At 55.6% G+C, this 23,646-nt stretch carries 21 protein-coding genes and 1 tRNA gene; 7 read left to right on the top strand and 15 right to left on the bottom strand.

All coding sequences use genetic code 11. The features are described from left to right. Nucleotides 1-4: 4 nt before the first annotated feature. Both proC and H8E27_12990 read right to left on the bottom strand, forming a co-directional pair. Nucleotides 5-817 carry a pyrroline-5-carboxylate reductase gene (gene proC / locus H8E27_12985; GenBank protein MBC8326530.1) on the bottom strand — a complete coding sequence of 271 codons (813 nt, stop codon included), beginning with the start codon at nt 815-817 and terminating at the stop codon, nt 5-7. 56 nt (nt 818-873) lie between these two features. Beyond that, nucleotides 874-1,482 (bottom strand): uracil-DNA glycosylase, encoded by a 609-nt coding sequence (locus H8E27_12990; protein MBC8326531.1) that lies wholly within the window; start codon nt 1,480-1,482, stop codon nt 874-876. Nucleotides 1,483-1,846: 364 nt separating this feature from the next. Here H8E27_12990 and H8E27_12995 point away from each other — a divergent pair, with 364 nt between their 5' ends. The 3 genes from H8E27_12995 to H8E27_13005 all read left to right on the top strand — a co-directional run bounded on the left by H8E27_12995 (nt 1,847) and on the right by H8E27_13005 (nt 4,835). Next, the gene (locus tag H8E27_12995; GenBank protein MBC8326532.1) at nt 1,847-3,358 is read left to right on the top strand and encodes a leucine-rich repeat domain-containing protein; all 1,512 of its coding nucleotides are present in this window, start codon (nt 1,847-1,849) and stop codon (nt 3,356-3,358) included. Between the two features lie 90 nt (nt 3,359-3,448). After that, nucleotides 3,449-4,072 (top strand): ABC transporter permease, encoded by a 624-nt coding sequence (locus tag H8E27_13000; protein ID MBC8326533.1) that lies wholly within the window; start codon nt 3,449-3,451, stop codon nt 4,070-4,072. A gap of 457 nt (nt 4,073-4,529) precedes the next feature. Further along, nucleotides 4,530-4,835 carry a hypothetical protein gene (locus H8E27_13005; protein MBC8326534.1) on the top strand — a complete coding sequence of 102 codons (306 nt, stop codon included), beginning with the start codon at nt 4,530-4,532 and terminating at the stop codon, nt 4,833-4,835. A 285-nt stretch (nt 4,836-5,120) separates the two neighbouring features. Here the strand turns inward: H8E27_13005 and H8E27_13010 are convergent, their stop codons facing one another. The 3 genes from H8E27_13010 to H8E27_13020 are packed head-to-tail and all read right to left on the bottom strand — an operon-like array spanning nt 5,121 to nt 8,591. After that, complete coding sequence (locus H8E27_13010; protein MBC8326535.1) at nt 5,121-6,374, bottom strand: hypothetical protein; 1,254 nt, start codon at nt 6,372-6,374, stop codon at nt 5,121-5,123. Between the two features lie 41 nt (nt 6,375-6,415). Beyond that, nucleotides 6,416-7,012, bottom strand: a complete 597-nt coding sequence (locus tag H8E27_13015) for a DUF922 domain-containing protein (GenBank protein MBC8326536.1) — start codon at nt 7,010-7,012, stop codon at nt 6,416-6,418. Nucleotides 7,013-7,016: 4 nt separating this feature from the next. Continuing rightward, a complete protein-coding gene (locus H8E27_13020) occupies nt 7,017-8,591 on the bottom strand; it encodes a 2-isopropylmalate synthase (GenBank protein ID MBC8326537.1) in 1,575 nt (524 codons plus the stop codon). A gap of 113 nt (nt 8,592-8,704) precedes the next feature. Between H8E27_13020 and H8E27_13025 the strand changes: the two genes are divergently transcribed. Together H8E27_13025 and mnmG are read left to right on the top strand one after the other, a co-directional pair. After that, complete coding sequence (locus H8E27_13025) at nt 8,705-10,342, top strand: glucose-6-phosphate isomerase (GenBank protein ID MBC8326538.1); 1,638 nt, start codon at nt 8,705-8,707, stop codon at nt 10,340-10,342. Continuing rightward, nucleotides 10,323-12,215 (top strand): tRNA uridine-5-carboxymethylaminomethyl(34) synthesis enzyme MnmG, encoded by a 1,893-nt coding sequence (gene mnmG / locus H8E27_13030; GenBank protein ID MBC8326539.1) that lies wholly within the window; start codon nt 10,323-10,325, stop codon nt 12,213-12,215. The genes H8E27_13025 and mnmG overlap by 20 nt, the downstream gene beginning before the upstream one ends. An 81-nt stretch (nt 12,216-12,296) precedes the next feature. Here the strand turns inward: mnmG and H8E27_13035 are convergent, their stop codons facing one another. Both H8E27_13035 and H8E27_13040 read right to left on the bottom strand, forming a co-directional pair. Further along, on the bottom strand, nt 12,297-13,028 hold the full coding sequence (locus H8E27_13035; protein ID MBC8326540.1) for a hypothetical protein: 732 nt from the start codon (nt 13,026-13,028) through the stop codon (nt 12,297-12,299). A gap of 57 nt (nt 13,029-13,085) precedes the next feature. Beyond that, nucleotides 13,086-13,170: transfer RNA gene (locus H8E27_13040), tRNA-Tyr, on the bottom strand. Between the two features lie 141 nt (nt 13,171-13,311). Here H8E27_13040 and ffh point away from each other — a divergent pair. After that, nucleotides 13,312-14,658 (top strand): signal recognition particle protein, encoded by a 1,347-nt coding sequence (gene ffh / locus H8E27_13045; protein MBC8326541.1) that lies wholly within the window; start codon nt 13,312-13,314, stop codon nt 14,656-14,658. Nucleotides 14,659-14,700: 42 nt separating this feature from the next. On the opposite strand, the gene H8E27_13050 is transcribed toward ffh, so the two are convergent. The 6 genes from H8E27_13050 to H8E27_13075 all read right to left on the bottom strand — a co-directional run bounded on the left by H8E27_13050 (nt 14,701) and on the right by H8E27_13075 (nt 21,562). After that, nucleotides 14,701-15,642 carry a DUF3108 domain-containing protein gene (locus tag H8E27_13050; GenBank protein ID MBC8326542.1) on the bottom strand — a complete coding sequence of 314 codons (942 nt, stop codon included), beginning with the start codon at nt 15,640-15,642 and terminating at the stop codon, nt 14,701-14,703. Beyond that, the gene (locus H8E27_13055; protein ID MBC8326543.1) at nt 15,639-17,012 is read right to left on the bottom strand and encodes a 3-deoxy-7-phosphoheptulonate synthase class II; all 1,374 of its coding nucleotides are present in this window, start codon (nt 17,010-17,012) and stop codon (nt 15,639-15,641) included. Before H8E27_13055 ends, H8E27_13050 begins: the two co-directional genes overlap by 4 nt. A gap of 78 nt (nt 17,013-17,090) precedes the next feature. Then, nucleotides 17,091-17,837, bottom strand: coding sequence for a hypothetical protein (locus H8E27_13060; protein ID MBC8326544.1), 747 nt, complete (start codon nt 17,835-17,837; stop codon nt 17,091-17,093). After that, nucleotides 17,830-18,924, bottom strand: coding sequence for a thioredoxin family protein (locus H8E27_13065; protein ID MBC8326545.1), 1,095 nt, complete (start codon nt 18,922-18,924; stop codon nt 17,830-17,832). Before H8E27_13065 ends, H8E27_13060 begins: the two co-directional genes overlap by 8 nt. Before the next feature lie 52 nt (nt 18,925-18,976). Further along, nucleotides 18,977-20,794: a HAMP domain-containing histidine kinase gene (locus tag H8E27_13070; protein MBC8326546.1), complete on the bottom strand. Its 1,818-nt coding sequence runs from the start codon at nt 20,792-20,794 to the stop codon at nt 18,977-18,979. Between the two features lie 9 nt (nt 20,795-20,803). Further along, nucleotides 20,804-21,562: a response regulator transcription factor gene (locus H8E27_13075; protein ID MBC8326547.1), complete on the bottom strand. Its 759-nt coding sequence runs from the start codon at nt 21,560-21,562 to the stop codon at nt 20,804-20,806. A 99-nt stretch (nt 21,563-21,661) separates the two neighbouring features. On the opposite strand from H8E27_13075, the gene H8E27_13080 reads away from it, so the two are divergent. Beyond that, nucleotides 21,662-22,555: a type II secretion system protein gene (locus H8E27_13080; GenBank protein MBC8326548.1), complete on the top strand. Its 894-nt coding sequence runs from the start codon at nt 21,662-21,664 to the stop codon at nt 22,553-22,555. Between the two features lie 31 nt (nt 22,556-22,586). Here the strand turns inward: H8E27_13080 and H8E27_13085 are convergent, their stop codons facing one another. Then, nucleotides 22,587-23,165 (bottom strand): hypothetical protein, encoded by a 579-nt coding sequence (locus tag H8E27_13085; protein MBC8326549.1) that lies wholly within the window; start codon nt 23,163-23,165, stop codon nt 22,587-22,589. Further along, nucleotides 23,158-23,511 carry a hypothetical protein gene (locus H8E27_13090; GenBank protein MBC8326550.1) on the bottom strand — a complete coding sequence of 118 codons (354 nt, stop codon included), beginning with the start codon at nt 23,509-23,511 and terminating at the stop codon, nt 23,158-23,160. Before H8E27_13090 ends, H8E27_13085 begins: the two co-directional genes overlap by 8 nt. Nucleotides 23,512-23,646: the final 135 nt, after the last annotated feature.

A 23,646-nucleotide genomic window follows, 5' to 3' on the forward strand; every position in this document is an offset into this window, starting at 1 on the left:
ATTGTTAATCCCCGAGCGTGCCTGCTTTGTCTGCCGAGGCGCGCACCGCATTGATCAACGCGTTGCGCACACCCGCTGCTTCCATTTCGTGGAGGCCCTCGATGGTCGTGCCGCCGGGGCTGGCCACGCGGTCTTTGAGTGTGCCGGGGTGTTCGCCGGTTTCCAACACCATTTTCGCTGCGCCGAGCATTGTCTGCGCCGCCAGTTGCGTGGAAAGCTCACGCGGCAAACCCGCCGCTACTCCGCCATCGCTCAACGCCTCAATGATTTGAAATCCATACGCCGGCCCGCTGCCGCTCAAGCCGGTCACCGCGTTGATGAGCCGCTCCGGCACTTCAACCGCTAACCCCACCGCGCCCAACATCCGCGCCGCCAGTTTTGCATCCGCCACCGTTGCACGCGTGCCACGCGCAAACCCCGCCGCGCCCTCGCCGACCAACGCCGGCGTATTCGGCATCACCCGAATCACCCGCGCCTTGCCGCCGAGCGCCGCTTCCAATTGCGCAATCGTCACGCCGGCCGCGATGGAAATAAAAAGATGTTTGGAAGTGACGTCATCCGCGAGTGAGCTCAGCAACTCCTCCACCTGATGCGGCTTTACTGCGATGACGATGACGTTCGCTTTTTGAAGCACCTCGGAATTCTTCCTGAGCGCCTTGCCGCCCGTGGCTTTCGCAAATGCCTTCGTTGCGGCAGTCACCACATCCGCGGCAAATAACGCGCGCGGCGTAATAAGCTTTGCCTTCACCATCCCTCCCGCCAACGCCGTGGCCATTCGCCCTGCGCCGAGGAAACCCAATGTTTGTTTAGCGGCCATGCGATTTCCTTAACAGAAAACCGCGTGCGTCACGAGCCAAAAGCCTGCGCCTTCGATCAGTGTTTGAGGAAAAAACCGCGCTGCTTGTCGCTGATGGGCAGCCCTGTTTTTTCCATCACCGCCAGAAGATCTTCCCACACCGTGCGTTTGTTCTGCATCGATTCCTGATGCAGGAGGTATGCTGGATGAAAGGTGGGCATCAGAGGGATGCCACGATAGGTTTGCCAAGTGCCGCGCATTTTTGTAATGGGCGCATTGTCCATTTCCAATAATCCCCCCGTCGCCACTTTGCCGAGCGCCACGATGACTTTGGGTTGGATGAAATCAATCTGCCGATGCAGCCAGTCAGAGCAAGTTTCCATTTCCTTGGGCGTGGGCGCGCGGTTACCGGTGCGTTGATTGGGCGTGTCCGGTCGGCACTTAAGAATGTTCGCGATGTAAACACCGTCGCGCGTCAAGCCCATCGCTTTGAGCATTTTGGTCAGCAACTGCCCCGCCGCACCGACAAACGGTTCGCCCTGCGCATCCTCATCCGCGCCCGGTGCTTCGCCCACAAATAAAATATCCGCCGCCTCATTGCCCACGCCAAACACCACTTGCTTTCGCGAACCCACCAGGTGCTCGCATCGCGCGCAAGCCAACGCTTGCGTTCGTAAATCCGCCATCGAATCACAAGCCGTATCTGGAATTGATTCCACTGGGAGCTTTGGCAATGGCCGAAACAGCACCGACAATTTTTCGGAATCCACATTGACATGCCGCCGCCCAAGCGCCCGCTCGCCTTCCAGATAATCCACCGTGGCATTGAGCAATTGATGATAAGCCGTCACGCACCCAACATAAATGCAACGCCCGCCCGCGCACGGAAAACTTGTCCAGAGTTATCCCAAGAAAAGCCGTTAAGGGACATATCGGGCCGAGGAAACTGTTGTTTTCGCAATAGGCGAATCTTGTTATTGCATCCCATTATAATCTTTCTGATTTATTGTAGTCGGTGGGTGCGAGGAGTTTCCTGTAGGGTCGCGGCACATGAAACAGATTCTATTGATTTTAGCCGTGGTGGCGTTGGTGGGGTGCGGGAAGAAGGAGGATGGCAATACAAGTGCGGCAAACCCCGAAAAGCTCATTTCCGACCCCATCGTGGAGAAGGCGATTCGCAAGCAACTCAAGAAATCCACAGGAGAACTCACCAAGTCGGACTTGAAGAAGGTGACTCGGTTCGAAAGGAACTATTTGAAAAATATCACCGACCTTAAGGAATTGGCCAAGCTGGAGAACCTAACCACGCTATACTTGAGTAGCACTCAAATCACAGATGCAGACCTTAAAGAGTTAGCCGCGATGAAAAATCTCACCGGCTTAGATTTGGGCTTCACCCAAATTACCGACGCGGGCCTCAAGGAAGTAGCCAATCTGGAGAACCTCACTTATCTGCGCTTGGACAGCACCCAAATCACTGACGCGGGCCTTAAGGATGTAGCCAAGCTCAAGAACCTCACCAAACTAAGTTTATGGTACTGCACACATATTACTGATTTAGGCCTTAAGGAAGTGGTTAAACTGAAGAACCTCAAATGGCTAAGCTTGATCGACACCCAAGTAACAAAGCCGGGTTTGGCTGAGTTACACAAGGCGTTACCGAATTGCTCGAATCTCCTGAGCACCCCCCCTTTAACCAAGGAAGAATCGGCAAAGGTTATTGAGGCTGCGATTCGGAAAGCTTCCCAAAAAACCACAGGCGAACTTACCAAGGCGGACTTTGAGAAGGTGACGAAGCTGGATATGTGGGAGAAGGGACTTACCGATATTAACGGGCTGGAGAAGCTCACGAAGTTAACGAGTTTGAATCTCGATTACAATCAGCTGGCTGATGTGGAGGGCTTGAAGAAGCTAAACCAGTTAACGCGTCTGCGTCTCAGTAATAACAGATTGGCCGTGTTGCCGAAAGGTCTGGAGAATCTCACACAGTTAACGAGTTTGAATCTCGATTACAATAAATGGATCGATGTGGAGGGCTTGGAGAAACTTAATCAGTTAACGCATCTGTCTCTCAGTAGTAACAGATTGGACGCGTTGCCTAAAGGTCTGGAGAAACTCACGCAGTTAAAGGGTTTGAATCTCCACAGGAATAAATTTAGTAATGTGAAGGTTCTAGAGAAGTTAACGGAGTTAAGGACGCTGACCCTCAGTGATAATCAACTGACCGATGTGAGGGGGCTGGAGAAGCTCACGCAGTTAACGTATCTGAATCTCAATAACAATCTACTGTCCTCTATCAAAGGTCTGGAGAATCTCACGCAGTTAAAGAAGTTGCATCTTAGTGACAATCCACTGACCGATGTGAAACGTCTGGAGCAGCTTAACCAGTTAACGGTGCTGTATCTTTATAACAATCAACTGGCCGATGTGCAGGAACTGGAGAAGCTCACGCAGTTAACGGAGCTTCATCTCAGTGGCAACCCCGCTCTCACCAAGGCACAGATCGATGAACTGAAAAAGGCGTTGCCGAAGTGCAAAATCTACAGCAACCCCACGAAGTAACCGCCCTCATTCCTCCCCGTGAAACTCCTTGAGGGCAGTTAATGAATGCCCCCTTGCCCTGAGGTGGGCCAATCGTTAGCCTCCTCGAAGATGAAACAACGCCTCTTGATATGTGCGGTGGTGATGGGCCAATCCGTATTGGCAGCGGATAAGAAGCCTTTAACCAAGGAGGCATCGGCGAAGGTCATTGAGGCAGCAGAAACTATTCTGGCTGAAAAGAAATTCGGGTACGATGCCATACTTGGCCCTCGTGGCTCACACCTTCAGCTTGTCTTTAACAGTTTGTTCCACATAGGGCCCCCAACAGGGTTGGTCAAATCTGAGGATTATAAAATTTTTAGGGAGAGATATAAACGCTTTTACCGACAGGCTGTGCCAATTGCAGTTGGAGACAATTATAAGGGATATCGAATTGTAGGAACTACATTAAATTTTTTTGACGTCAAGTATGCCGCAAGTAGGAAATACGACTTATCTAAAGGTGAATTCTTTATTCAGAATGAGAAACAATGGAATAAGGAGGCTGTAATTGGAGATACGGTGGCGCGTAAACTTGAGCTGCAGATAAACTCAAAATTCCATCCTTATCATGGTCTTAATTTCAACCCAAATAAGAAACCCCATAAGGATCAATATACAGTAACGGGAATTCTCAAGACAACCGGCACTCCGGCGGATCGGGTGATTTGGATTCCTGTTGAAGGACTGCAATAAATGGATGGGCATAACTCACGTTCCGCAGGCGCTGTGAGTGCGGTGCTAATTCAGATGAGTGATAATACCACAGCACGTGCATTTGCCATGAACTCACTTGACGCAATTTACAATAGGGGCACTGATCATCTGACGTTCGTGAGATCAATTAATAACACCTTGATTTCCTTAGATTCGCAAATCGACACTATCAAGGAAGCGCAAGGAATAATCAAAAGATGGCCAAGGGAGTAATTTTTAGCCCGGTGATCTCCCTCCCCTTAATCATATAAACCACCGAGCGATTTCTGTTTGTTTCATTATGGGATTCATCCAACGCGCCAGCGTTAAAAGTGGGACACAGCCGGGACAAGATAATCACAAACAAACGTGATCTTCATTTGAGCCTTAAAAAACAAGGCCAGCGTTTTTTGTCTCGCTGCTTGTCCAGACTTACTCACGCGATTACCCTCAACCGATGACGCGGCATTGTTTCAACTGCGGGAAAGACTGGGCGCTGGCCACTGCGCCGGGGCGGCGCGATGCGTGCGAGGACTGCAACACCGATTTCCGGTGCTGCCGCAATTGCGTTCACTTCGACATCGTCGTGGCGCATCAATGCCGCGAGCGCCGCGCCGAGCCGGTCGATGAAAAAGACCGCGCCAACTATTGCGAGTACTTCGATTTCGCGCGGCGCAACTTCAAAAAAATTGATCCCTCAAAAGGCGAAATCAGCCGTGAGGAAGCGGCAAAAGACACCTTGCGCAAACTACTGGGCGACTAAAAAACCCACAGGATTTTGCGTTGTGTGAATTTGTCCACCCAACCGGTTGTGGTTTTCTTGTTCACCGAGCTTGACATTTCCGTGAATATGTGGCTTTTTTACCTGCAGCACTGCAGCCAAGGGGCAGTGCAAAAAACGAACTCACAAACAAATAATTTCGATTCCTTCCCAGTACAGTTGGAATCAAAAATCCTACAGTAGCCTACTTTGTACTGTTTCTGAGTTCACCGGACCAGGAAGGCTCTCTTCAGGCCACCTGGTCCGGCTTTTTTTGGGCTGATTTTTTTAACGTCCGCGCGGTTCCATCGGCTGTACCCAGGCGGATTGAAATTCCGGATAGCCGCGCGGATTGCGCACGCGATTGGAGGCGGTGACTTTGGCGCGCACATAAATTTCGTCGCCTTTCAAACGATACTCCGCGTGCTTGCCTTTCACCGTGGCGAGCACCGTGCCGATGTCATCGCTGTATTGATGAGTAACGCGCAACTTAGCACCACTGGCCACCGAGTATGGTTTGTGTGCTTTATCATAATTCTTACGGGTGCCAATAAATTGTGTGGTGTATTCCACGCCCGGCTCGGTGGCGATGGTGAGCGATAACATTTTCGGCGAGCGTTGAACCTCGCTCAATGTCACGCCCGTGCTTGAGTAAAAATCGCCGGCTTCCAGTGCGCGCACCAGCGCGTTGGCCTCCAACTTATCCGCGCGCACCATCACCCAGCCGCGGCCGGTGTTGCTGTGTTTGGGATTGATGCCGTGATAGTTGTGAGCGTCATCAGTGGCGAGCCCGTACAAGGTGCCGAGGTTGAGTTCGGCGAGGCGGCGGGTGAGAATGATGTCCCACATACGCTCGGTGCTGGCGTGGAGTTTGTCACCGCGGTCGCGCACGATGGGGTGGCCGTTGTACACTTCAAAAAATCGTTCGCCCTTCACGCGCATGAGTTCTTCCGCCGTGACGCCCCAGCCAAAATTAGGATGATTGAGGTGCAGGATCATTGGCTGGCCGGTGGCTTTGCGTTGGGCGAGCAGCGCGTTCATATTGCGCTGCATCACATCGTAAACACTGTCCCCGCCGCTGGGCTTGATGAGTGTTTTGAGGTTGGTGGCGTTCATGTGCACCGGCGCGGTTTTCCAGCGGTCGGTGATTTCTTCACCTTGGATCAACAGGAATTTTTCGGGCACCTCTAGTCGGCCCCGAAATTCGGACAGCGTTTTCAGGCGTACTTCCATTCGGTCGTTGCGTTCGCGGGTTTGCACCCAGTCGCCCCAAGCCGCGCGGTACTTGGCCAGTGCGGGTGGGCCGCCTTTGCTCTTCATCACATCGATCCACCGCTCGCCCGCCTGCAAAGTGTTGTGGTCGGTGAGCGTGAGAAAATGGTAGTCGTGATCCTTGTACCACTTGGCGATTTGCTCAGGGTAATCATCGCCATCGCTCCACAGCGTGTGCGTGTGGAGGTTGCCCTTCCACCATTGAGCTTCGGCCAAGGTGGAACCCACCAGCGCCAAGCTGGCCCAGCAAAAAAGAAACGTGGCTTTCATGCGCGAACGGTAGCGGCCCGCGCCCGCGCGTCAAGCATGGGCTAGGGGAAGCGCGCGCCCTGTTTTTTGCCGTGATCAGTTTTTTGGTCGTACTCCAGTTCCATTGCGCGATGGAGCTTCAGAATTTCCTGTGCCTTGAGCCGCACGGCTTCCTTGAGTTTTGCGCTGGAGGGGTACACTTTGATATTTGCGAAGGCTTTGTTCGCCGCATCGCCGGCGAGCTCGGCGAGTTTGGCGTGTCCGTTTTCGTGCAGCGTGAGTCGCGCCATGTAAACCTGCCAACGGCGTTGCTCCAACGGGTTTGCCTCATCGAACTCAACCCAGCGCGGAAGGATGACGGTGGACTTCACATTCACCGTCCATTCGCTAAGCCGATAAAATCCTGCTTGTTGCGCGAGCTTGCCGTCCCATTGATAAGTCCACTGCAATGTCCAATCCGTGCGTGCGTCGAACCGTTTTTTCCCATCCAGACTCAAGGGCCCCTGCGCGTCCAACGCCTTGCGCAGGGTGTTGGGAGTGCGCCCGCGGATGTCGTAAAATTGAGTGGCTCGTTTGGCGGTCAACTTGCCGCCGGGCCGATCAGCTGCCGGAAGTGTCCAGCTGACGAGCAAGGCCAAGAGGATCAAAGTCGGTTTCATGCCCTCACGGTTTGCCGCGGTTTGTTTTTGTAGTTTGAATACCGCTGGTGTCCAAATGACGATTCACCGCATTTAAATAAGCGCGCGCGCTGGCTTCGATGATGTCCGTGCTGGCGCCGCGGCCGGCCACCAGTTTGCCGTCACCGAAATCCACTTTCACTGACACCTCGCCCAACGCGTCCTTGCCTTGCGATACCGAGTGCAGCGCGTAATCCATCAACTTGCCGGTCGTGTGCGTGATGCGATCGATCGCTTTGAGCGCGGCATCCACCGGCCCATCGCCGATGCCGGCGTCTTGTTCAGATTCTGTTTTTTTCCCGTTGGTTTTCAGCAAGCGTACCGTGGCCGTCGGCACGGTTTGGTTGCCGGTGGACACATTCAAATAATCGAGTGCCCACGTCTCCGGCACAGTCGTGAGAATGTCTTCCACCAAGGCGGAAAGATCCTCGTCGTACACAAATTTTTTCTTGTCGCCGATCTCTTTGAAGTGATTGAACAACGCGGCGACATCCGAAGTGGACAGCTTAAATCCCAAATGCTTCAAGCGCGCCGCCACCGCCGCGCGGCCGCTGTGCTTGGTGAGCGGCAGCTCGGTTTTGCCCCACCCCACTTTACGTGGATCCATTATTTCATACGTCTCACGTTTCTTCAAAATGCCGTCCTGATGAATGCCGCTCGAGTGGGCAAAGGCATTTTCGCCGACAATCGCTTTGCTGCGTTGCACCGGTAACCCACTCATCCGCGCAACGAGTTTGGACGCTTTCACAATTTCTTTGGAATTGATACCGCACGAAAAACCGCGGAACACATCCTTCCGCGTTTGGAGCGCCATCACGATTTCCTCCAACGCGGCGTTGCCCGCGCGTTCGCCAATGCCGTTCACCGTGCACTCCACTTGCCGCGCGCCGGCCTTCACCGCCGCCAACGAATTGGCCACCGCGAGGCCGAGGTCATTATGGCAATGGACGCTGATGATCGCTTTGCCGGTTTGGAATTCCGAAACCTTGTCGTGCAAGTGCGCGATGAGCGCGCCGTACTGATCGGGCACGGCCCAGCCGACGGTGTCCGGGATATTGACCGTCGTTGCGCCGGCCTTGACTACCGCTTTGCAAATCTCCACCAAAAAATCCGGTTCGGTGCGCGAGCCGTCTTCCGGAGAGAATTCTACGTCCTTTACATATTTGCGCGCTCGCTTCACGCCATCCACCGCCAGTTTCAAAATTTGATCCTGCGCTTTGCCGAGCTTGTGTTCGCGATGAATTTTTGAGGTCGCCAAAAAAACGTGTATGCGGCCGCGCTTCCCCGCGGGCTTCACCGCTGCACCGGCGGCGTCAATGTCCTTGTTTACGCAACGCGCGAGGCCGGCGATTTGCGCGTTCTTGATTTGTTTGGAAATGGTTTGCACCGCGGTGAAATCGCCTTCGCTTATGACCGGGAAGCCTGCCTCAATGACGTCCACATTCAACCGGCTCAACTGCCGCGCTACTGCGAGCTTTTCGCGCAGATTCATTGAGGCCCCCGGACATTGCTCGCCATCGCGCAGCGTGGTGTCGAAAATTAAAACTTTGTTGTTGCTCATGCGCTTCCTTCCGAAGTTGTCCTTCGCGGAAATGTGTTTACCAAAAAACAGGCTCCACTGCCAGTCACGATATACAATGTAGAGAAGGTTGAAAGTTCCCCCGTTTGCGCGGTATGCTGCTCCGCCCCGTGGAAACTCATTCATTAAAACTTTGGGCGCGCTATAAAAAGCGCACCACTTTTCATCCCGAAATCGATCTCTCGCTGGATCTTAGTCGCATCGATTTCGCCGATGACTTTTTCGAGACGATGCGGCCCGCGATGGATCGCGCTTTCACCGCGATGACTGAGCTTGAAGGTGGCGCCATTGCCAATCCCGACGAAAACCGAATGGTCGGACATTATTGGCTGCGGAACGCATCGCTTGCGCCCACCGAAGAAATCACAACCCAAATCACATCCGCGCTGGACGATATCAAATCATTCGCCGCCGATGTACACGAAGGCAAACTCGCCGGACCCGATGGCCCGTTTGAAAATCTACTACTTATCGGCATCGGCGGCTCCGCGCTTGGCCCGCAATTCGTGTCACACGCCCTCGGTCAACCCAATTTAGACCGCATGAGACTATGGTTTTTTGACAACACAGACCCGAACGGTATCGATAAAGATATCGAAGAAATAGGTGAAACTCTGTCAAAAACACTGGTAATCGTCATTTCTAAGTCCGGTGGAACCAAAGAAACCCGCAACGGAATGCTGGAGGCAAAAGCAGCGTTTGAGCGTGAAGGTTTGGATTTTGCCAAACACGCCTGCGCGGTAACCGGTGAAAGCAGCAAGCTCGATAAAATTGCGGAAGCTGATGGCTGGCTGAAACGGTTCCCAATGTGGGACTGGGTGGGCGGTCGCTCCAGCGAAACCGCCACGGTCGGTTTATTGCCTGCTGCGCTTCAAGGAATCGACATCGACCAATTCCTGGCCGGGGCCGCAGCTTGTGATGAATTGACCCGAAAACCCGACGCAAACACCAACCCGGCCGCCCGCCTTGCCCTGGCGTGGCATTATTGCTGCAACGGTAAAGGGGATAAAGATATGGTAATATTGCCATATAAAGACCGATTAGAATTACTTTCACGTTATCTACAGCAATTAATAATGGAATCCTTGGGCAAGGAAAAAGACCTGGATGGACAAGTGGTCAATCAGGGAATCGCAGTTTACGGCAACAAGGGATCGACTGATCAGCACGCATATATTCAGCAATTGCGAGATGGCGTGCCGAATTTTTTTGCGACATTTATCGAGGTGTTGGAAGAGCGGGCGGGGGAAATGTTCCACGTGGAACACGGGATGATTACTTCGGGAGACTATCTCAGTGGGTTTTTCCAAGGCACGCGCAAGGCGCTTTATGAGAGCGGGCGGGAATCAATCACGCTGACGATTCCGGATGTTTCGCCGTTTTCGGTTGGAGTGTTGATTGCGCTTTATGAGCGGGCGGTGGGTTTTTATGCGTCGCTCATTAATGTAAATGCTTATCATCAGCCGGGCGTTGAGGCTGGCAAAAAGGCTGCCGAAAGGGTGATTGAGGTGCAGTTGGCTATTTTCGAGTGCTTAATGCGGCGGGATGGAAATCCGATGTCGGTCGAAGATTTGGCGATGGAAACGTTGTCGGTCGACGACACGGAGACGGTTTACAAAATTTGCGAACATTTGGCTGCGAATGGTCGGTTAGAAAAAATCGACGGGGAATGGCGGTTTGATGCTCTGTATGGTTTGCCAAGAGGCGAAGAAAATGAGTTTCCGATATCCTAAAGATTTTGACGTGATCGTTGTGGGCGCCGGCCACGCGGGGGTGGAGGCTGCGCTGGCGGCGGCGCGGATGGGCTGCGAGGTGCTGATGTTGACCACGAATGTGGACACCATCGGCCAAATGAGCTGCAATCCGGCGATTGGCGGGTTGGCAAAAGGCCATTTGGCGCGGGAAATCGACGCGCTTGGCGGTGAAATGGGCAAGTGCACGGATATGACGGGGTTGCAGTTTCGAATGCTCAACCTGAAAAAAGGCCCCGCTGTTTGGGCTCCGCGGGCGCAATGCGACAAAAAGGCGTATCAGTTTCGAATGAAATGGGTTTGCGAGCGCGAACCCAATCTTACTATCCAGCAAGGGCAGGTTTCCAGATTAATGCACAAGGATCGCGAAGTGCTCGGCGTCGAGACGGCGATGGGGGTTCAATATTATGGGAAAACGACCGTTATCACCACGGGCACTTTTTTGCGCGGACTAATGCACGTGGGTGATGCGAAACAAAAAGGCGGCCGCTCCGGCGAAGCGGCTGAAACGGGGTTATCCGGATCACTGCAGGAAGTGGGCTTGGAGCTGGGCCGGCTGAAGACGGGGACGCCGCCGCGGTTGCTGAAGCGTTCCATTGATTTTTCCCAGCTTGAGGAACAGCCCGGTGATGAGCCGGTGCCGTACTTTTCCTTTTGGAAAGATGCTGAGCAGGATGAGGCGTTCCACGTGGAACATTCGGGGAGCAAGTATCCGAAAGGATCTATTTTAGACCAAATTGGCGGCCAATTAAAATGCTGGATTACGTGGACATCGAGCAAAACAGCCTCAATTATCAAGGAAAACCTGCATAAATCGCCGATGTATTCGGGCGTGATCGACGGGGTTGGGCCGCGTTATTGCCCCTCGATTGAGGACAAAATTGTGCGGTTTGAGGACAAGGAGACCCATCAAATTTTCCTGGAACCGGAAGGCATTGCTACGGATGAAATTTACGTGAACGGGTTTTCGACTTGTTTGCCTTTTGAGGTGCAGATTGAGATGGTGCGCACGATTAAGGGTTGTGAGAACGCCGAGATTCTTCGTCCGGCTTATGCGGTGGAATACGATTTTGCCTCGCCGCGCCAGCTACACCCTTCCCTCGAATCCAAGCCCTGTCGCAATCTGTTTTTGGCCGGTCAAATCAATGGCACTTCCGGCTATGAAGAGGCCGGCGCTCAAGGGCTGATGGCGGGGATCAATGCCGCGCTTCGTGCCCAGGAAAAGGAGCCGCTGGTGCTTCGGCGCGATCAAGCGTACATCGGCGTGCTCATAGATGATCTCATCACCAAAGGCACACTCGAGCCATATCGGATGTTCACCAGCCGCGCAGAATACAGATTGTTGCTACGTCAGGACAACGCAGATATGAGACTTTCAGAAATCGGCAACGATAAAGGAGTGCTTTCTGGTCGGTTATTTGATGTTTTTTCTAAGAAAAAGATAGCAGTGGAAAATGAGATTGAGCGGTTGGGGAAGACGTTTGACGGGTCGAATTCGTTGGCGCAGGTGTTGCGGCGGAATGATGTGAAGTATGAAAACTTGCCGCAGAGTGATGAAACGTTGTCAGAAGAGGTGCGGCGGCAAGTGGAGATCACGGTGAAATATGCCGGCTACGTGGAGCGACAAGAAGCCGAAGTGGCGCGTTTTCGCACGATGGAGGACAAGCAGATTCCCCGGTGGCTAGATTACGCCGGCATCACGGGCTTACGAAATGAGGCCCGGCAGAAGCTCATCGACCATCAACCCGCCACGCTCGGGCAAGCCTCGCGCATCTCTGGCATTTCGCCTTCAGACATTAGCCTCGTGATGGTTCAAATGAAACGCGGGCCGAAAGAGGCCGACGTGAGTGAGTGAGTTTGGAAATCTCAAAGACCAAACGCCAAAGGCCCGAGAAAAACCCGATCCACAAGCGCGACCTGAAAAGGGGGAGCCGCTCTAGCGGTTGATCGTCGCTTGAGGCATCGACTCAATGAGATCGGCGACCATTCGGTCAGTGATGAAATTTCCTTTTATATTTAGAAACTTCAGAAAGTCGTATCCCTTGAGCCACTTGGCGCCTTCATCGGAGATGCGGTTGTAATTCAGCGTGAGGCTTTCAAGATTCACCAGTTTGGAGAGATGCTCCACTCCGTCATCGCGGATGTTGTTTTCTCCGAGATCGAGATGGGTGAGGTTATAAAGATTCTTCAAATGCCGTAGTCCCCGGTGGGTCACGCTGGTGTTGGAAAGATTGAGCGACTGCAGGTTGTGCATATTGGTGAGATGCTGCAGGCCGACATCCGTCACGCGCGTGGCCGAAAGCGAAAGGCGGCTGAGGCATTCCATTTTGGAAAGATGCGCCAGTCCATCATCGCCCACCTCGGTGATATCGAGAATCAACTCCCGTAGCCTCGTCAGTTCACCGATCGATTTGAGACCTTTGTTCGTGAGGGCGCAATCCGTAGCATCGAGCACTTCTAGATGCTCCAACTGCCCCAGCAATTTAAACCCCTCATCGCCCACGCGCACATTGTAACGGATAAACAACAAATTTGTCTCGGCGTCCTCATTCGTCTCAACCCGCCGCGCAATCGCCCGCACCCCCATCGCCAAATTCCCATCATGCTCCGCCACCGCCACAACCAAAGGATCCGGCGGCGCTTTTTTTTCTGAGCTATTGTCGGACATAAAATTTTGTTTCGTCAAAAGTACCTTTTCAATCGGCAATTGGGAGCAAAAAGAAAATGGTGGGAGGAACAGGATTCGAACCTGTGAAGGCATAGCCAGCAGAGTTACAGTCTGCCCCGTTTGACCGCTTCGGTATCCTCCCACTCGGAGGGCGGGAAACCTAGTGGAAAGCTTTGGGTGTGACAACCCCAAATCCTCCGGCCCCATCAGGCACCCTATCGGGCACGGTGTTCCGAGCTGCCGTGCTTGCCTTCGCCGCGCGCGGGATCTAAGTTGCGCGCCGATGTTCGATACTCTCAGCGGTAAATTACAGGGCGCGTTCAAAAATCTGCGCGGGTTGGGCAAAATCTCCGAGGAGAATGTCGCCGAATCCTTGCGTGAGGTGCGGCTGGCCTTGTTGGAGGCGGATGTCAATTTCAAGGTGGCCAAGGGGTTCATCGCCAGCGTGAAGGAAAAATCGCTGGGCGAAGCGGTGCTCGCCAGTGTGCAGCCAGGGCAGCAGATTGTTAAAATCATTCACGACGAGCTGGTCACGTTGCTCGGCGACACCAATGCCCAACTCGAAACCGGCGGCAACCCGAGCTGCCTGATGATGGTGGGGCTGCACGGTGCGGGCAAGACGACTTCCAGTGGTAAGCTCGCCAAGTTGCTCAAAAAACAAGGGCGGCAGCCGATGCTCGTGGCGGCGGATGTCTATCGGCCGGCGGCGATGGAGCAGCTCGAAACACTCGGCCAACAGGTGGACGTGCCGGTGGTGGCACTCAAAGGCGAAAAGGATGTGAGCAAAATCGCGAAGGCCGCGCTGGAGGCGGCGCGGGCACAGGCGTGCAATGTATTGATTTTTGATACGGCGGGTCGTTTGCAGATTGATGAAAATCTGGTGCAGGAATTGGTCGACCTCAAAGGCATCATCAAGCCGCAGGAAATTTTGCTGGTGCTCGATGCGGCCACCGGACAGGAAGCGGTCAGCGTGGCCACGCATTTTGATGAAGCGCTGGGCATCACCGGGTCTATTCTTACTAAGCTCGATGGCGACGCGCGCGGTGGCGCGGCGTTGTCGATGAAAAGTGTCACTGGCAAGCCCATCAAATTTGTGGGCCTTGGTGAGAAGCTTGATGAATTTGAAGCGTTCCATCCCGAGCGAATGGCCGGTCGCATTTTGGGGATGGGCGATGTGGTGAGCCTCGTTGAAAAAGCCGCCGAGGCGATTGATGAAGATGAAGCCAAGCGTATGGAAGAAAAAATGCGCAAAGGCAATTTCACGCTGGAGGATTTTTTGGAGCAAATGCGCGCAATGAAAAAGATGGGGCCGCTGGAAAATATTGTGGGGATGTTGCCCGGCGGCGATCAGGCGATGAAGGGTGCGGACCTCGATAAAGGCCAAAAAGAAATGAGCCGAATGGAGGCATTGATTTGCGCAATGACGATTCAGGAACGGCGCAACCCGAACATCTTAAATGCCAGCCGCCGCAAACGCATCGCCACCGGGACAGGCGTGAAAGTTTCTGAACTGAACGGCGTGCTCAACAAATTTTTCGAGATGCAGCAGATGATGAAAAAAATGGGTAAAATGCAAAAGATGCTAGCCAAAATGGGAGGCGGCGGCCTCGGCGGGTTGATGGGCCGGTAGATGCATTTGCTGACTCATTCGGGGCAAGTCCTTCATATTGATTTAATTCCTTCGTAAGAAAAAACCGACGAGGAAGATAAATACGGCGCCGCTGATGATGAGCTTGATGAGGCGGGACGTGGTTGCCACGGCGGAGGGTGAATTGGGCTGCCTGGGGCGTTGATATTTTTCCAGTTCGGCAATGAAGGTGCCGTGTTTGATCTTGGTCTTGATGCGGAGAGGTATTCGATGGGCGTCGTCGCTGAGCCAGATTTGCAGCTTGGCGTTAGGATTCTTCTTAAAGATGCCACGAAAATTGCCGAGATCCGGCTCCACGAGAATGGTGTGGTAGGCTTGGCCGCCGATCTTAATCGCTTGTTTGCCGACCACGTTGACCGTGACCGGAAAGGTGGCCTTACCATCGCTCACGGCACTGGAGAATTTGCTGGCAGCGGCGAGATTCATTTCGCGAAATTTGAAAATGATGCTGAGCGGATCAAGTGTTTCCATTTCGGTGACTACTTGGCCGTCAGGATGTCCATCGAGCGTGCGTTTGCAGACGCGGTTTTTTTCATCAAAGGCAAGGTCCACCTTGCGCGAGGAAAGATCGGACTGGACGGTGTGATATTCGCGGGAATGGGTGAAGCTGGCATTAACGATGGAAGTGGCATCATAGTGTATCAACCCGCCGATTGCGCCGCCCTTGAGGGTGAATTCCCACAGCGCCATCCCATTGCGATCCAGCTTCCGGACAGCAAAGGTGACTTTGCCGGCTGGTAGCACGAGGAATCCGTTCTCAAGGCGAATCTTATAGGCACTCATCTCTCCATCGGTGAAATGTTCCGGCTGATAAATGCCTTGTGGGGCGGCAACAGCCTTGGCTTCTGCGCGCGAGATGGCGGGTTGACGATAAGTGCTTTCCGTGATGCTCAGCCACGCGAGCAGCAGCCACAGGCAGCCGGCGCTGCTAAACACGATGATGCCGATGAGGGCGCCGCGTTTCATCGGTTAGGCGTTGCCGTTCCTGCGGTGCGGCGGGATTGCAAACGCTGCGCGATGCGGAGGGCGAGCTCGAGGCTTTGGGCGTAATTGAGGCGGGGATCGCAGTAGGTTTCATAACTGCGCGAGAGATCGGCCTCGGAAAGTTCCTGCGGGCCGCCGGTGCATTCGGTGACATCTTCGCCGGTGAGCTCAAAATGTACGCCGGCGAGTTGGCCGCCATCGGCGGCGTGGAGTTCGAAGGCGGCCTCGAGTTCTGCAAGAATGCAATCGTAGTCGCGGGTTTTCAATCCGCTCTCAGTGGTGGTGGTGTTGCCGTGCATGGGGTCGCACGACCACGCGACTTTTTGGCCGGCCTCGCGCACGGCGGCGATGAGTGGCGGCAACGCTTCGCGCACATCGGCCGCGCCGATGCGCGAGATGAGCGTGATGCGGCCGGGGCGATTGGCGGGTTCCACGGCGTTGATGATTTCGACCAATTCGTTCGGCTGCATTTGTTTGCCGACTTTGATGCCGATTGGGTTCTCGATGCCGCGAAAGTATTCGAGATGCGCGTCGCCAAGGTTGCGCGTGCGATCGCCGATCCAGAGAAAATGCGCGCCGAGGTTGTAGTGGCGGTCGCCGACTTTTTCGGTAAGCGCTTCCTCGTAATCGAGCAGCAACCCTTCGTGCGACGAAAATAATTCAACCGTTCGTAGCGCGCCGGTGCCGCGCACGCCGGTGGATTCCAGAAAATCAATGGCATCGCGAATGCGCTCAACCATATCTTCGTACTCGGCGCGATGCGATTGGCTGCGCACAAAGCCGAGGTCCCAATGTTGCGGATGATGCAAATCGGCAAAGCCGCCATCGACCAGCGCGCGCGCGTAATTCAGCGTGGCGGCGGAGAGATGGTACGCCTTCACAAGCCGTTTCGGATCCGGCCGGCGCGCGGCGAGGTCGGGCGTGATGGCGTTTACGTTGTCGCCGCGGTAGCTTGGCATTTCGATTCCGTCAACTGTTTCCGTGTCGCTGCTGCGCGGCTTGGCAAACTGGCCTGCCATCCGGCCCACACGGATGATTGGAATGCGTGCGCCCCATGTGAGGACGAGGGACATTTGCAACAGGATTTTCAGCTTCGCCTCGATGGCGCTCTTTGTGCAGTCGGCAAAACGCTCGGCGCAATCGCCGCCTTGGAGCAGAAACGCCTTACCGCGGGCGGCCTCGGCGAGGTGGGCGCGAAGGGCATCGACTTCGCCGTGGTTCACCAAAGGCGGCAGAGCGCGTACTTCGTCCAGTGCAGCTTGCAATGCGCCGGCATTGGGCCAGGGCGGCTGTTGCTGAATGGGCTGGGCGCGCCACGAGGCGGGGGTCCAGTGGGTGGCGGTGTGATTCACGGCGTAGGCTATACCGCGTGGGCGGGTGTGGGGCGAGATTAATTGGTGTTGTCGCTCGGCTCGGTGGCCCGGTCGACATTACGGGCTCGGCTCGGGCACCGGGCCTTGTACGGGGGGGAGGTTGACTTTGGGATCCTGCACGAACACCCAGCCGTGATCAGATACCTTGGCGAGGACAAGGGTGAGCGTGATGTTCAGTGGTGTGGCGCCTTTGGCAAACCAAACGGTCACCGGCCCGCCGTGCATCTCGATGCCCTGATATTGATCGGTGAGTGTTGAGGTATCCACGCGCGATACCGTGAGCTGCGCGGGATCCAGTCCGGCGTTCTTGAATTGCAGCACCACATCGAGAAAGCCGCGTTGCAGGAATTTTTCGCGCATTTCGGGCAGCTCGATGGTCAGTCGTTTGAGGCTGTTGGTGAAGGCAAGATCCATTTGGCGGCGTTGAGCCATGAGGTTGAAAATGCGCGTTTGTTCGGCGTCAGTGCGTTCTTCGCGCGGCTTGGCCTCCTGAAGGTCGGCTAAATTTTTCGCGAGCAACTGACTGGAGTGCTGATACATTTTTCCGGTGAACTCCATCCACGCATTGGTGGGCGCGCCCAGCATCGAGAGGTGCATCATTTGGATGGCGTCGTTGGCGGAGAGCGATTCGTGAAATTTCCGTGCGAGTGCCTCGGGCGATTTGTGCGGATTCACCGGCGCGGTTAGGGAATTGGCCTTCCCACCTTTGGGGGGGGCGGGCTTGGGAGGAGTGGAGTCGCCGCAGGCGGCGGCCAGCAGCAACGCGCCGCACAGCGCGATGGGATAAAAAATAATCCTATTCATTTTCTGGATTGAGTTTCTTTTTTAATGCCCCCACCCACACGAGGACATCTTCATTGTCGTAGCCCTCAATGCGGTGGAGCACTGTGCCGTCGGCATTGAGTAACAGGAAGGTGGGAAACCCCTGGACGGCGTATTTGTGAACGAGCAATTTATTGGCGTCGGCCTGCGCCTTGGGCGGGGAGGTGTGACGCGGGAAATTGGCGCGCACGAGCACGAGCTTTTGGGCGGCCCAATCGCGAAACCCCGGTTGCGTCAGCACGCGGTCGTGCAGCGCGATGCAGGAAGGGTTCCAGTCCGAGCCGGTGAATTCGAGCAGCACACGCTTGCCCTCAGCGCGGGCCTGCTTGAGGGCGGCGGGGAGGTCGGTGCCCCAATCCTTCTCGGTGGCGGCCTCGGCGGTGAGGTCGATGAAGCGCAGTTCTTCGGCGACGCGCCAGCGTTGCCCGGGCAGTTTGGCGCAGTTGGAAAGCTGTAGCCGATAGCTCTTGCCGCCGGCGCTGAACATCAGGTCCACCCGCGCCTCGGGCAGGATGAGATCGGTTTGCGGGTTTATGGAAAGCACCACGGCAGGCTTGCCCGCTTGGGCCCAATCCAGCGGAGCGTTGGTGGTGGTGTGGTGATGAAAAAACGTTAATTGCGATTTGCTTAATTCGCTGACGAGCGTTTGCATCGCGGGCCATTCGGTGGCGAACGCGGTTTTGGGGTTGGCCAGAAACGCCTTGGACAGACGTAGCGTGTCAAGTTGCAGCGCGTTGCGTTTGTCCACCGGGATGGCTTCGAGCCGGGCGATGTATTGGCGCGCTTCCTTTGCACGCACGGTGCGCAGGGCGGTTTCCAGTTCGGGTGCGGTCAGGCCGGCGACGGTGAGGGCTTGAAACTTCGCGGCATCACCTTGCTTAAACGCGTCGAAGACTTGTTGGCCGAGTTGTTGAAGTGCCTTTTCGTCAGCGGAAGGCAATGGCGAGGCCGGCTTGGGAGACGCGGGTTCTGGGGGAGGTGCCGAGGGGGTTTGTTTGCGTCCACACCCCGCCATCACCAACAGAGTGGCGAGCAGCGGCAACATCGTGTGGGCCCAAATCGGGTGCACTGGGAAAAGCTACGGTGCCGGGCCGGGGTTGTCGACTGTGATTCATCCACCACTAATCCACCGCCGAGAGCCGTAATGTGAATTCCAGTCCGCCCCCGTTGCGGATGCGGCAGCGGACGGTGCCGCCGCACGATTCCACCGTGCTTTTTACGATGGCCAAGCCGAGGCCGGTGCCGCCGGTGTCGGGCGATCGGGAAATTTCCGGCCGGTAAAACGGGTCGAATAGTTGGGGGAGATTTTCGGCGGATACGCCCGGGCCACGATCGGCGAATGTGAGTTCGACGGCGTCACCTTGCCGCTGTGCCCGCACCTCCAGCGTGCCGCCGGTTTGGGCGTATTGTTCGGCATTGCGGGCGAGATTGCCCAGCGCGCGGGCGAGGCGGTCGGGTGCGGCGTTCACGTGCATCGCTTCGGGCACGTCGATGTGGTGCGATAGTCCGGGGGCTTCGCGGCACAGGGCTTGTTCCACACAATCTCGCAGCGGCACGGGCTCCAGCCGAGGCTCAGTGTGCGCGCCGGTGCGGGTGAAAAACAAAAGCTCATCCACCAGCGCGGCCATTTGTTCTACCTCTTCCTGTAGATCGGTGAGTTCTTCCTGTTGCTCCGGCGAGGCGGTTTGGGCGAGCACGCAGAGGGCCATTTGCACTCGAGCCAGTGGCGCGCATAATTCGTGAGCCACGTCGCCGAGGAACCGGCGCTGGCCGCCGACTAATCCCTGCAGGCGCTCGGCCATTTGATCGACCGCGTGGGCGAGCCGTCCGATTTCACCCCGTTGCTCAAGTCCCACGCGATTTTGAAAACGGCCTTCGGCAATTTGCTCGGTGAGGTCTGTGACTTCCGCTAGTGGCCGCGTGATGCGCCGCACCAACGGGAGCCAAAATAAAATCGAGAGCCCGAGCACCAACAACAGAATGGTGAGCCACGGCCACGGTTCAGCGAAAAAGCTGCCACTGTCCATGGGGTTACTGGCCATCAGCAGGATCGCGTTGTAGCGCGAATGATCGGGCGCGGCGCGCAGGTCGGCAACGTCCCACGATGAAAATGGCGGGCCGGTGCCGGGCACGCGCACGGGGATTTCCAGTGCGGCCCACACCTGGCGTTTCCCCGGCACGGATCGTGTGAACACTGCCGGTCGCACGACTGGCAGCGACTGGGTGACGGCGGGTTGTGGCGTGGGCGGGGCGTAGGCGTTCAGCACGGTGGCGAGTTCGGCGGCATTGAGTTCGCCGTTGGCGTCGCGATCGGCCTGCTGTAGCCATTCCGCCGGCGTGGTGGGCGTGGTGGCGATGAGCGGATGCAAATGGCGCGGTGCCAACGCGGCAAACTGCGTGCGTTGGTGGTCAGAAAGCACGGCGCGCACTCGGGTGTTGTAGGCCTCCACCGCGGCTTGGGGGTCGGGGGTTTGGCGAAATTGACGGAGGCTTTCGAGCCAAATGGTTTCAATTTGGCCGAGTTGTTCGGGTGAAAGATGGAGGGATTCGAATTGGCGCGTAAGATGCCGGCGCACGGGCGAAACGGCTACGGGCGAAAAGGATTCATTTAATAATGTTTGCACCGCATCGTCGGCCTGAAAATCATCCTCCAACAACGAGCCGCCGTGCGCGTGGCATAGATGAAATTCCACCCGGTGCCGTTCGCTGTGGCGTTGGACGATTTGCAGCCAATGGGTGCGTGGCGCGCTGATGAGTTGATCGCTCAAGGCCGCGGCGGCGTGGCGCACGCGCTCCTCGGATAATCCCGCGAGCGGGGAGGCGGGGCCCATTTGAAACCGGTACAGCCCCCACAAGCCTGCGCCCACCAAAATGAGGTTCAGCAAAAATCCGCCAAGAATGCGGGCGAGTAACGTGTCGCGAAATCGAATCGTGCGCATAGTGGCGGGTTAGTGCTCGATCATCAGGTAGCCCACCGAACGTACGGTGCGGATATAGTTTGGTTTTTTTGGATTGTCACCGAGTTTTTGGCGCAGGGCGCAGATGTGGACGTCGATGGAGCGGTCGAACACCTCATGCTCGCGGTCGGCGATGGCTGAGAGGAGTTGCTCGCGCGTGCAAACGCGTCCGGCGGATTTCATTAGCGTGCTGAGTAGATCGAATTCCAGCGCCGTGAGCTGCAGGGGTTGATCGCCGAGCGCTGCGGTGCGTGAATCGGGCCGTAGCCGCAAGGGGCCATTGCTCAATTCGCCGATTGCTTCGGGAGTGTTGTGGGCTTGGGCCGGGGCTGAAGCGCGGCGCATCACCGCGCGCAGGCGGGCGAGCATTTCGCGCGGGGAAAGGGTTTTGAGCATATAATCATCGGCGCCCAGTTCAAGGCCCACCACGCGGTCGGTTTCCTCTCCGCGTCCGGTGAGCATCAGCACAGGCACGTTGGATTCGCGCCGGATGCCTTTGAGTATTTCGAAACCGTCCATTTCCGGCAGCATCACGTCGAGCAATATCGCGTCGGGCACCCACTCCAAGGCGCATTGCAAGCCTTTGGGGCCCGTGTGAACGGCTTTCACCTCGTAGCCCAACGGCCCGAGATATTTGCCGATTAACCGGCAGAGCTTCGGATCATCATCGATGATCAACAAACGCCGGCCGGCATTTTTTGAGGCATTCACGGCGGGAGGATGCGCGGGTTCAAGATCAAAAGCGTTCATCTTTACTCAATCTTAACAATTTTCCCGTCCGCTGGAAATAATTTGTTAACATAGCCTGCCTAAGCTGCGCCCTTTATGAACGTAACTTCGGACACAACAATGCGCCCGCGCACATCGGGATTTACCTTGATTGAATTGCTGGTGGTCATCGCCATCATCGGCATCCTCGCCTCGATGTTGCTGCCCGTTTTGGCGAAGGCCAAGACTAAGGCGCGCGGGGTTGTGTGTATCAATAATTTTAAAAATCTCTCCGCCGGTTGGCAAATGTATGTGGATGAAAATGATGACCTGATGATGCCGGGCCGGTTTGCCAAAGAATTCGGCGGCAAAACTAATCCAAAGAACTGGTACGAAGTGGGTAATGGAATGAAGTACCGCCCGCGGTGGGTGGCTTTCATGGGAATGCATGTGGGGGTTTATGCGTTTGATAAACCGCTGACCACCAGCGACCGGCAGGATTATGACAACCCGGTTTACATCAATCCGCTCCGGCCGACGTGGAAGGATGAGCGCAATTACGCCTTTGGCTATAACCACCAATTCCTCGGCAACGGCCGCAAGAGCAACGGGGAGTTTCATAACTATCCGGTGTACAGCGCCTCCATCGTTAATTTTTCCAGCACCGTATTGGGTGGCACTTGCATGGGCACGGCGGCGGGTTTTTCAGAAAAAGATCGCACCGCATACGTCAATAGCGGCGGGAGTTACAGCAGTTGGGGGAATCACGGCTGGTCGCTGGATCCTCCGCGCCTCACTACCCGGTCCGACATTGGCACGGGCGACCCCGGCAGCCCGCGCACGGCGGTAGATCCCTGCCTGAACGGCCGCGCGATTGTGGCTTTCCTCGACGGAGCCGTCTCGGCCCAAACGCCCAAAGAGCTTGGCTATGTGCAGGATGAATCCGGCAAGTTTCTCAATGATGGGGGTGCAAGCAACCGTTACTTCAGCGGCGAAGATCGTGATATGGATCCTCCCGTGGTACCCGGGAAATAGGTTGAGTGAACAGTGAGCGGGGGAGAGGGTTTCAGTACCGAAACAAATCACCGTTTCGATCCCAGTGCCTGCCGCGGATGAGTCGGCCTTTCACGTAATCCGCCCGCATCTTGAGCGCGCCGGAATCTATATAGTACCAAAATGCGTAGCCTTCAAACAGGCGATCGTGCTTGAACACTCCTTCGTAGCGGAGCTTACCATTGGGGAACCATTCCATGCCTTCGCCTTCGCGGCGGCCTTCCTTGAATGCGCCGTCAAATTTGCGTGCGCCGTTTTCGTGCAACAAAGTAGTGCTGCCGGTGAATGGCTTTGGATCACCCGCTTGATAAAACAGGAGGTCCGCCTGACTGCGTGTTACGCTGCCGACCCATAGCGGGGCTCCAACCGTGGCGCCAGGGTTTAGGGGAGGCTCTAGTACCGCTGGCAACACGGGCGGGATGGGATGATGCGGCGCGATGGGGGCGAGGTTCCCCGGCCCCGCGGGTTCGGTTTGAGGGATGTTTAAATTCGCACTTACCGCGGGAATCAACGGCGTGACCTCCGCCGGTGGCGTTGCTGCGGGCGTCGCCGGCCCAACCGGCCCAACCGGCGCGGGTGGCACATCAAGCACCGCCGGGAGTGGGGCCGTTTCCGCCGTTTCTTGCCATGGCAAATATTTGCAGCCGTTGAAAATGCAAATCAAGCAAAGGCCACTCAGCGCCAAGACAGCGCTCTTTATAGAGTACACGGGTTTCACAGTGGTGTTGACGCAGCAAATGTAGTGCCAGTAACATAGAAAAAGCAAAATGGTGCGAATAATTCAGAAAAAACCGAAAATTTAGCGAAATATGGCAAAAAATGTGTTTTTCCGGTGGGTCATCAGTTTGGGTTTTCTGGAGATTCAGCACACATGCCGCCCATTCTCCCGCTCTCGCTTGTGATTGCAAATACTTGTTTTTGAAAATCGGAGTTGACATCCGTGGATCATTTCGCGTTCACTCCGCGCCTCTCCGGGAGGTTGAATGACTAAATCCAACAAGCCTAACTCATTTGATGTGATTATGGCGGCGATCGCAATTTTTGCGTTGGTCGGCTTTTGTGTGGCTTTGTGG

The sequence above is a fragment of the Limisphaerales bacterium genome, from assembly GCA_014382585.1.
In the GTDB taxonomy this organism is placed as follows: domain Bacteria; phylum Verrucomicrobiota; class Verrucomicrobiia; order Limisphaerales; family UBA1100; genus JACNJL01.

What these genes read in the sequence shown, in the direction of transcription:
- proC (MBC8326530.1), bottom strand. Translation starts at nt 817, where the DNA reads ATGGCCGCTAAACAAACATTGGGTTTCCTCGGCGCAGGGCGAATGGCC.
- H8E27_12990 (MBC8326531.1), bottom strand. Translation starts at nt 1,482, where the DNA reads ATGGCGGATTTACGAACGCAAGCGTTGGCTTGCGCGCGATGCGAGCAC.
- H8E27_12995 (MBC8326532.1), top strand. Translation starts at nt 1,847, where the DNA reads ATGAAACAGATTCTATTGATTTTAGCCGTGGTGGCGTTGGTGGGGTGC.
- H8E27_13000 (MBC8326533.1), top strand. Translation starts at nt 3,449, where the DNA reads ATGAAACAACGCCTCTTGATATGTGCGGTGGTGATGGGCCAATCCGTA.
- H8E27_13005 (MBC8326534.1), top strand. Translation starts at nt 4,530, where the DNA reads ATGACGCGGCATTGTTTCAACTGCGGGAAAGACTGGGCGCTGGCCACT.
- H8E27_13010 (MBC8326535.1), bottom strand. Translation starts at nt 6,374, where the DNA reads ATGAAAGCCACGTTTCTTTTTTGCTGGGCCAGCTTGGCGCTGGTGGGT.
- H8E27_13015 (MBC8326536.1), bottom strand. Translation starts at nt 7,012, where the DNA reads ATGAAACCGACTTTGATCCTCTTGGCCTTGCTCGTCAGCTGGACACTT.
- H8E27_13020 (MBC8326537.1), bottom strand. Translation starts at nt 8,591, where the DNA reads ATGAGCAACAACAAAGTTTTAATTTTCGACACCACGCTGCGCGATGGC.
- H8E27_13025 (MBC8326538.1), top strand. Translation starts at nt 8,705, where the DNA reads ATGCTGCTCCGCCCCGTGGAAACTCATTCATTAAAACTTTGGGCGCGC.
- mnmG (MBC8326539.1), top strand. Translation starts at nt 10,323, where the DNA reads ATGAGTTTCCGATATCCTAAAGATTTTGACGTGATCGTTGTGGGCGCC.
- H8E27_13035 (MBC8326540.1), bottom strand. Translation starts at nt 13,028, where the DNA reads ATGTCCGACAATAGCTCAGAAAAAAAAGCGCCGCCGGATCCTTTGGTT.
- ffh (MBC8326541.1), top strand. Translation starts at nt 13,312, where the DNA reads ATGTTCGATACTCTCAGCGGTAAATTACAGGGCGCGTTCAAAAATCTG.
- H8E27_13050 (MBC8326542.1), bottom strand. Translation starts at nt 15,642, where the DNA reads ATGAAACGCGGCGCCCTCATCGGCATCATCGTGTTTAGCAGCGCCGGC.
- H8E27_13060 (MBC8326544.1), bottom strand. Translation starts at nt 17,837, where the DNA reads ATGAATAGGATTATTTTTTATCCCATCGCGCTGTGCGGCGCGTTGCTG.
- H8E27_13070 (MBC8326546.1), bottom strand. Translation starts at nt 20,794, where the DNA reads ATGCGCACGATTCGATTTCGCGACACGTTACTCGCCCGCATTCTTGGC.
- H8E27_13075 (MBC8326547.1), bottom strand. Translation starts at nt 21,562, where the DNA reads ATGAACGCTTTTGATCTTGAACCCGCGCATCCTCCCGCCGTGAATGCC.
- H8E27_13080 (MBC8326548.1), top strand. Translation starts at nt 21,662, where the DNA reads ATGCGCCCGCGCACATCGGGATTTACCTTGATTGAATTGCTGGTGGTC.
- H8E27_13090 (MBC8326550.1), bottom strand. Translation starts at nt 23,511, where the DNA reads ATGTCAACTCCGATTTTCAAAAACAAGTATTTGCAATCACAAGCGAGA.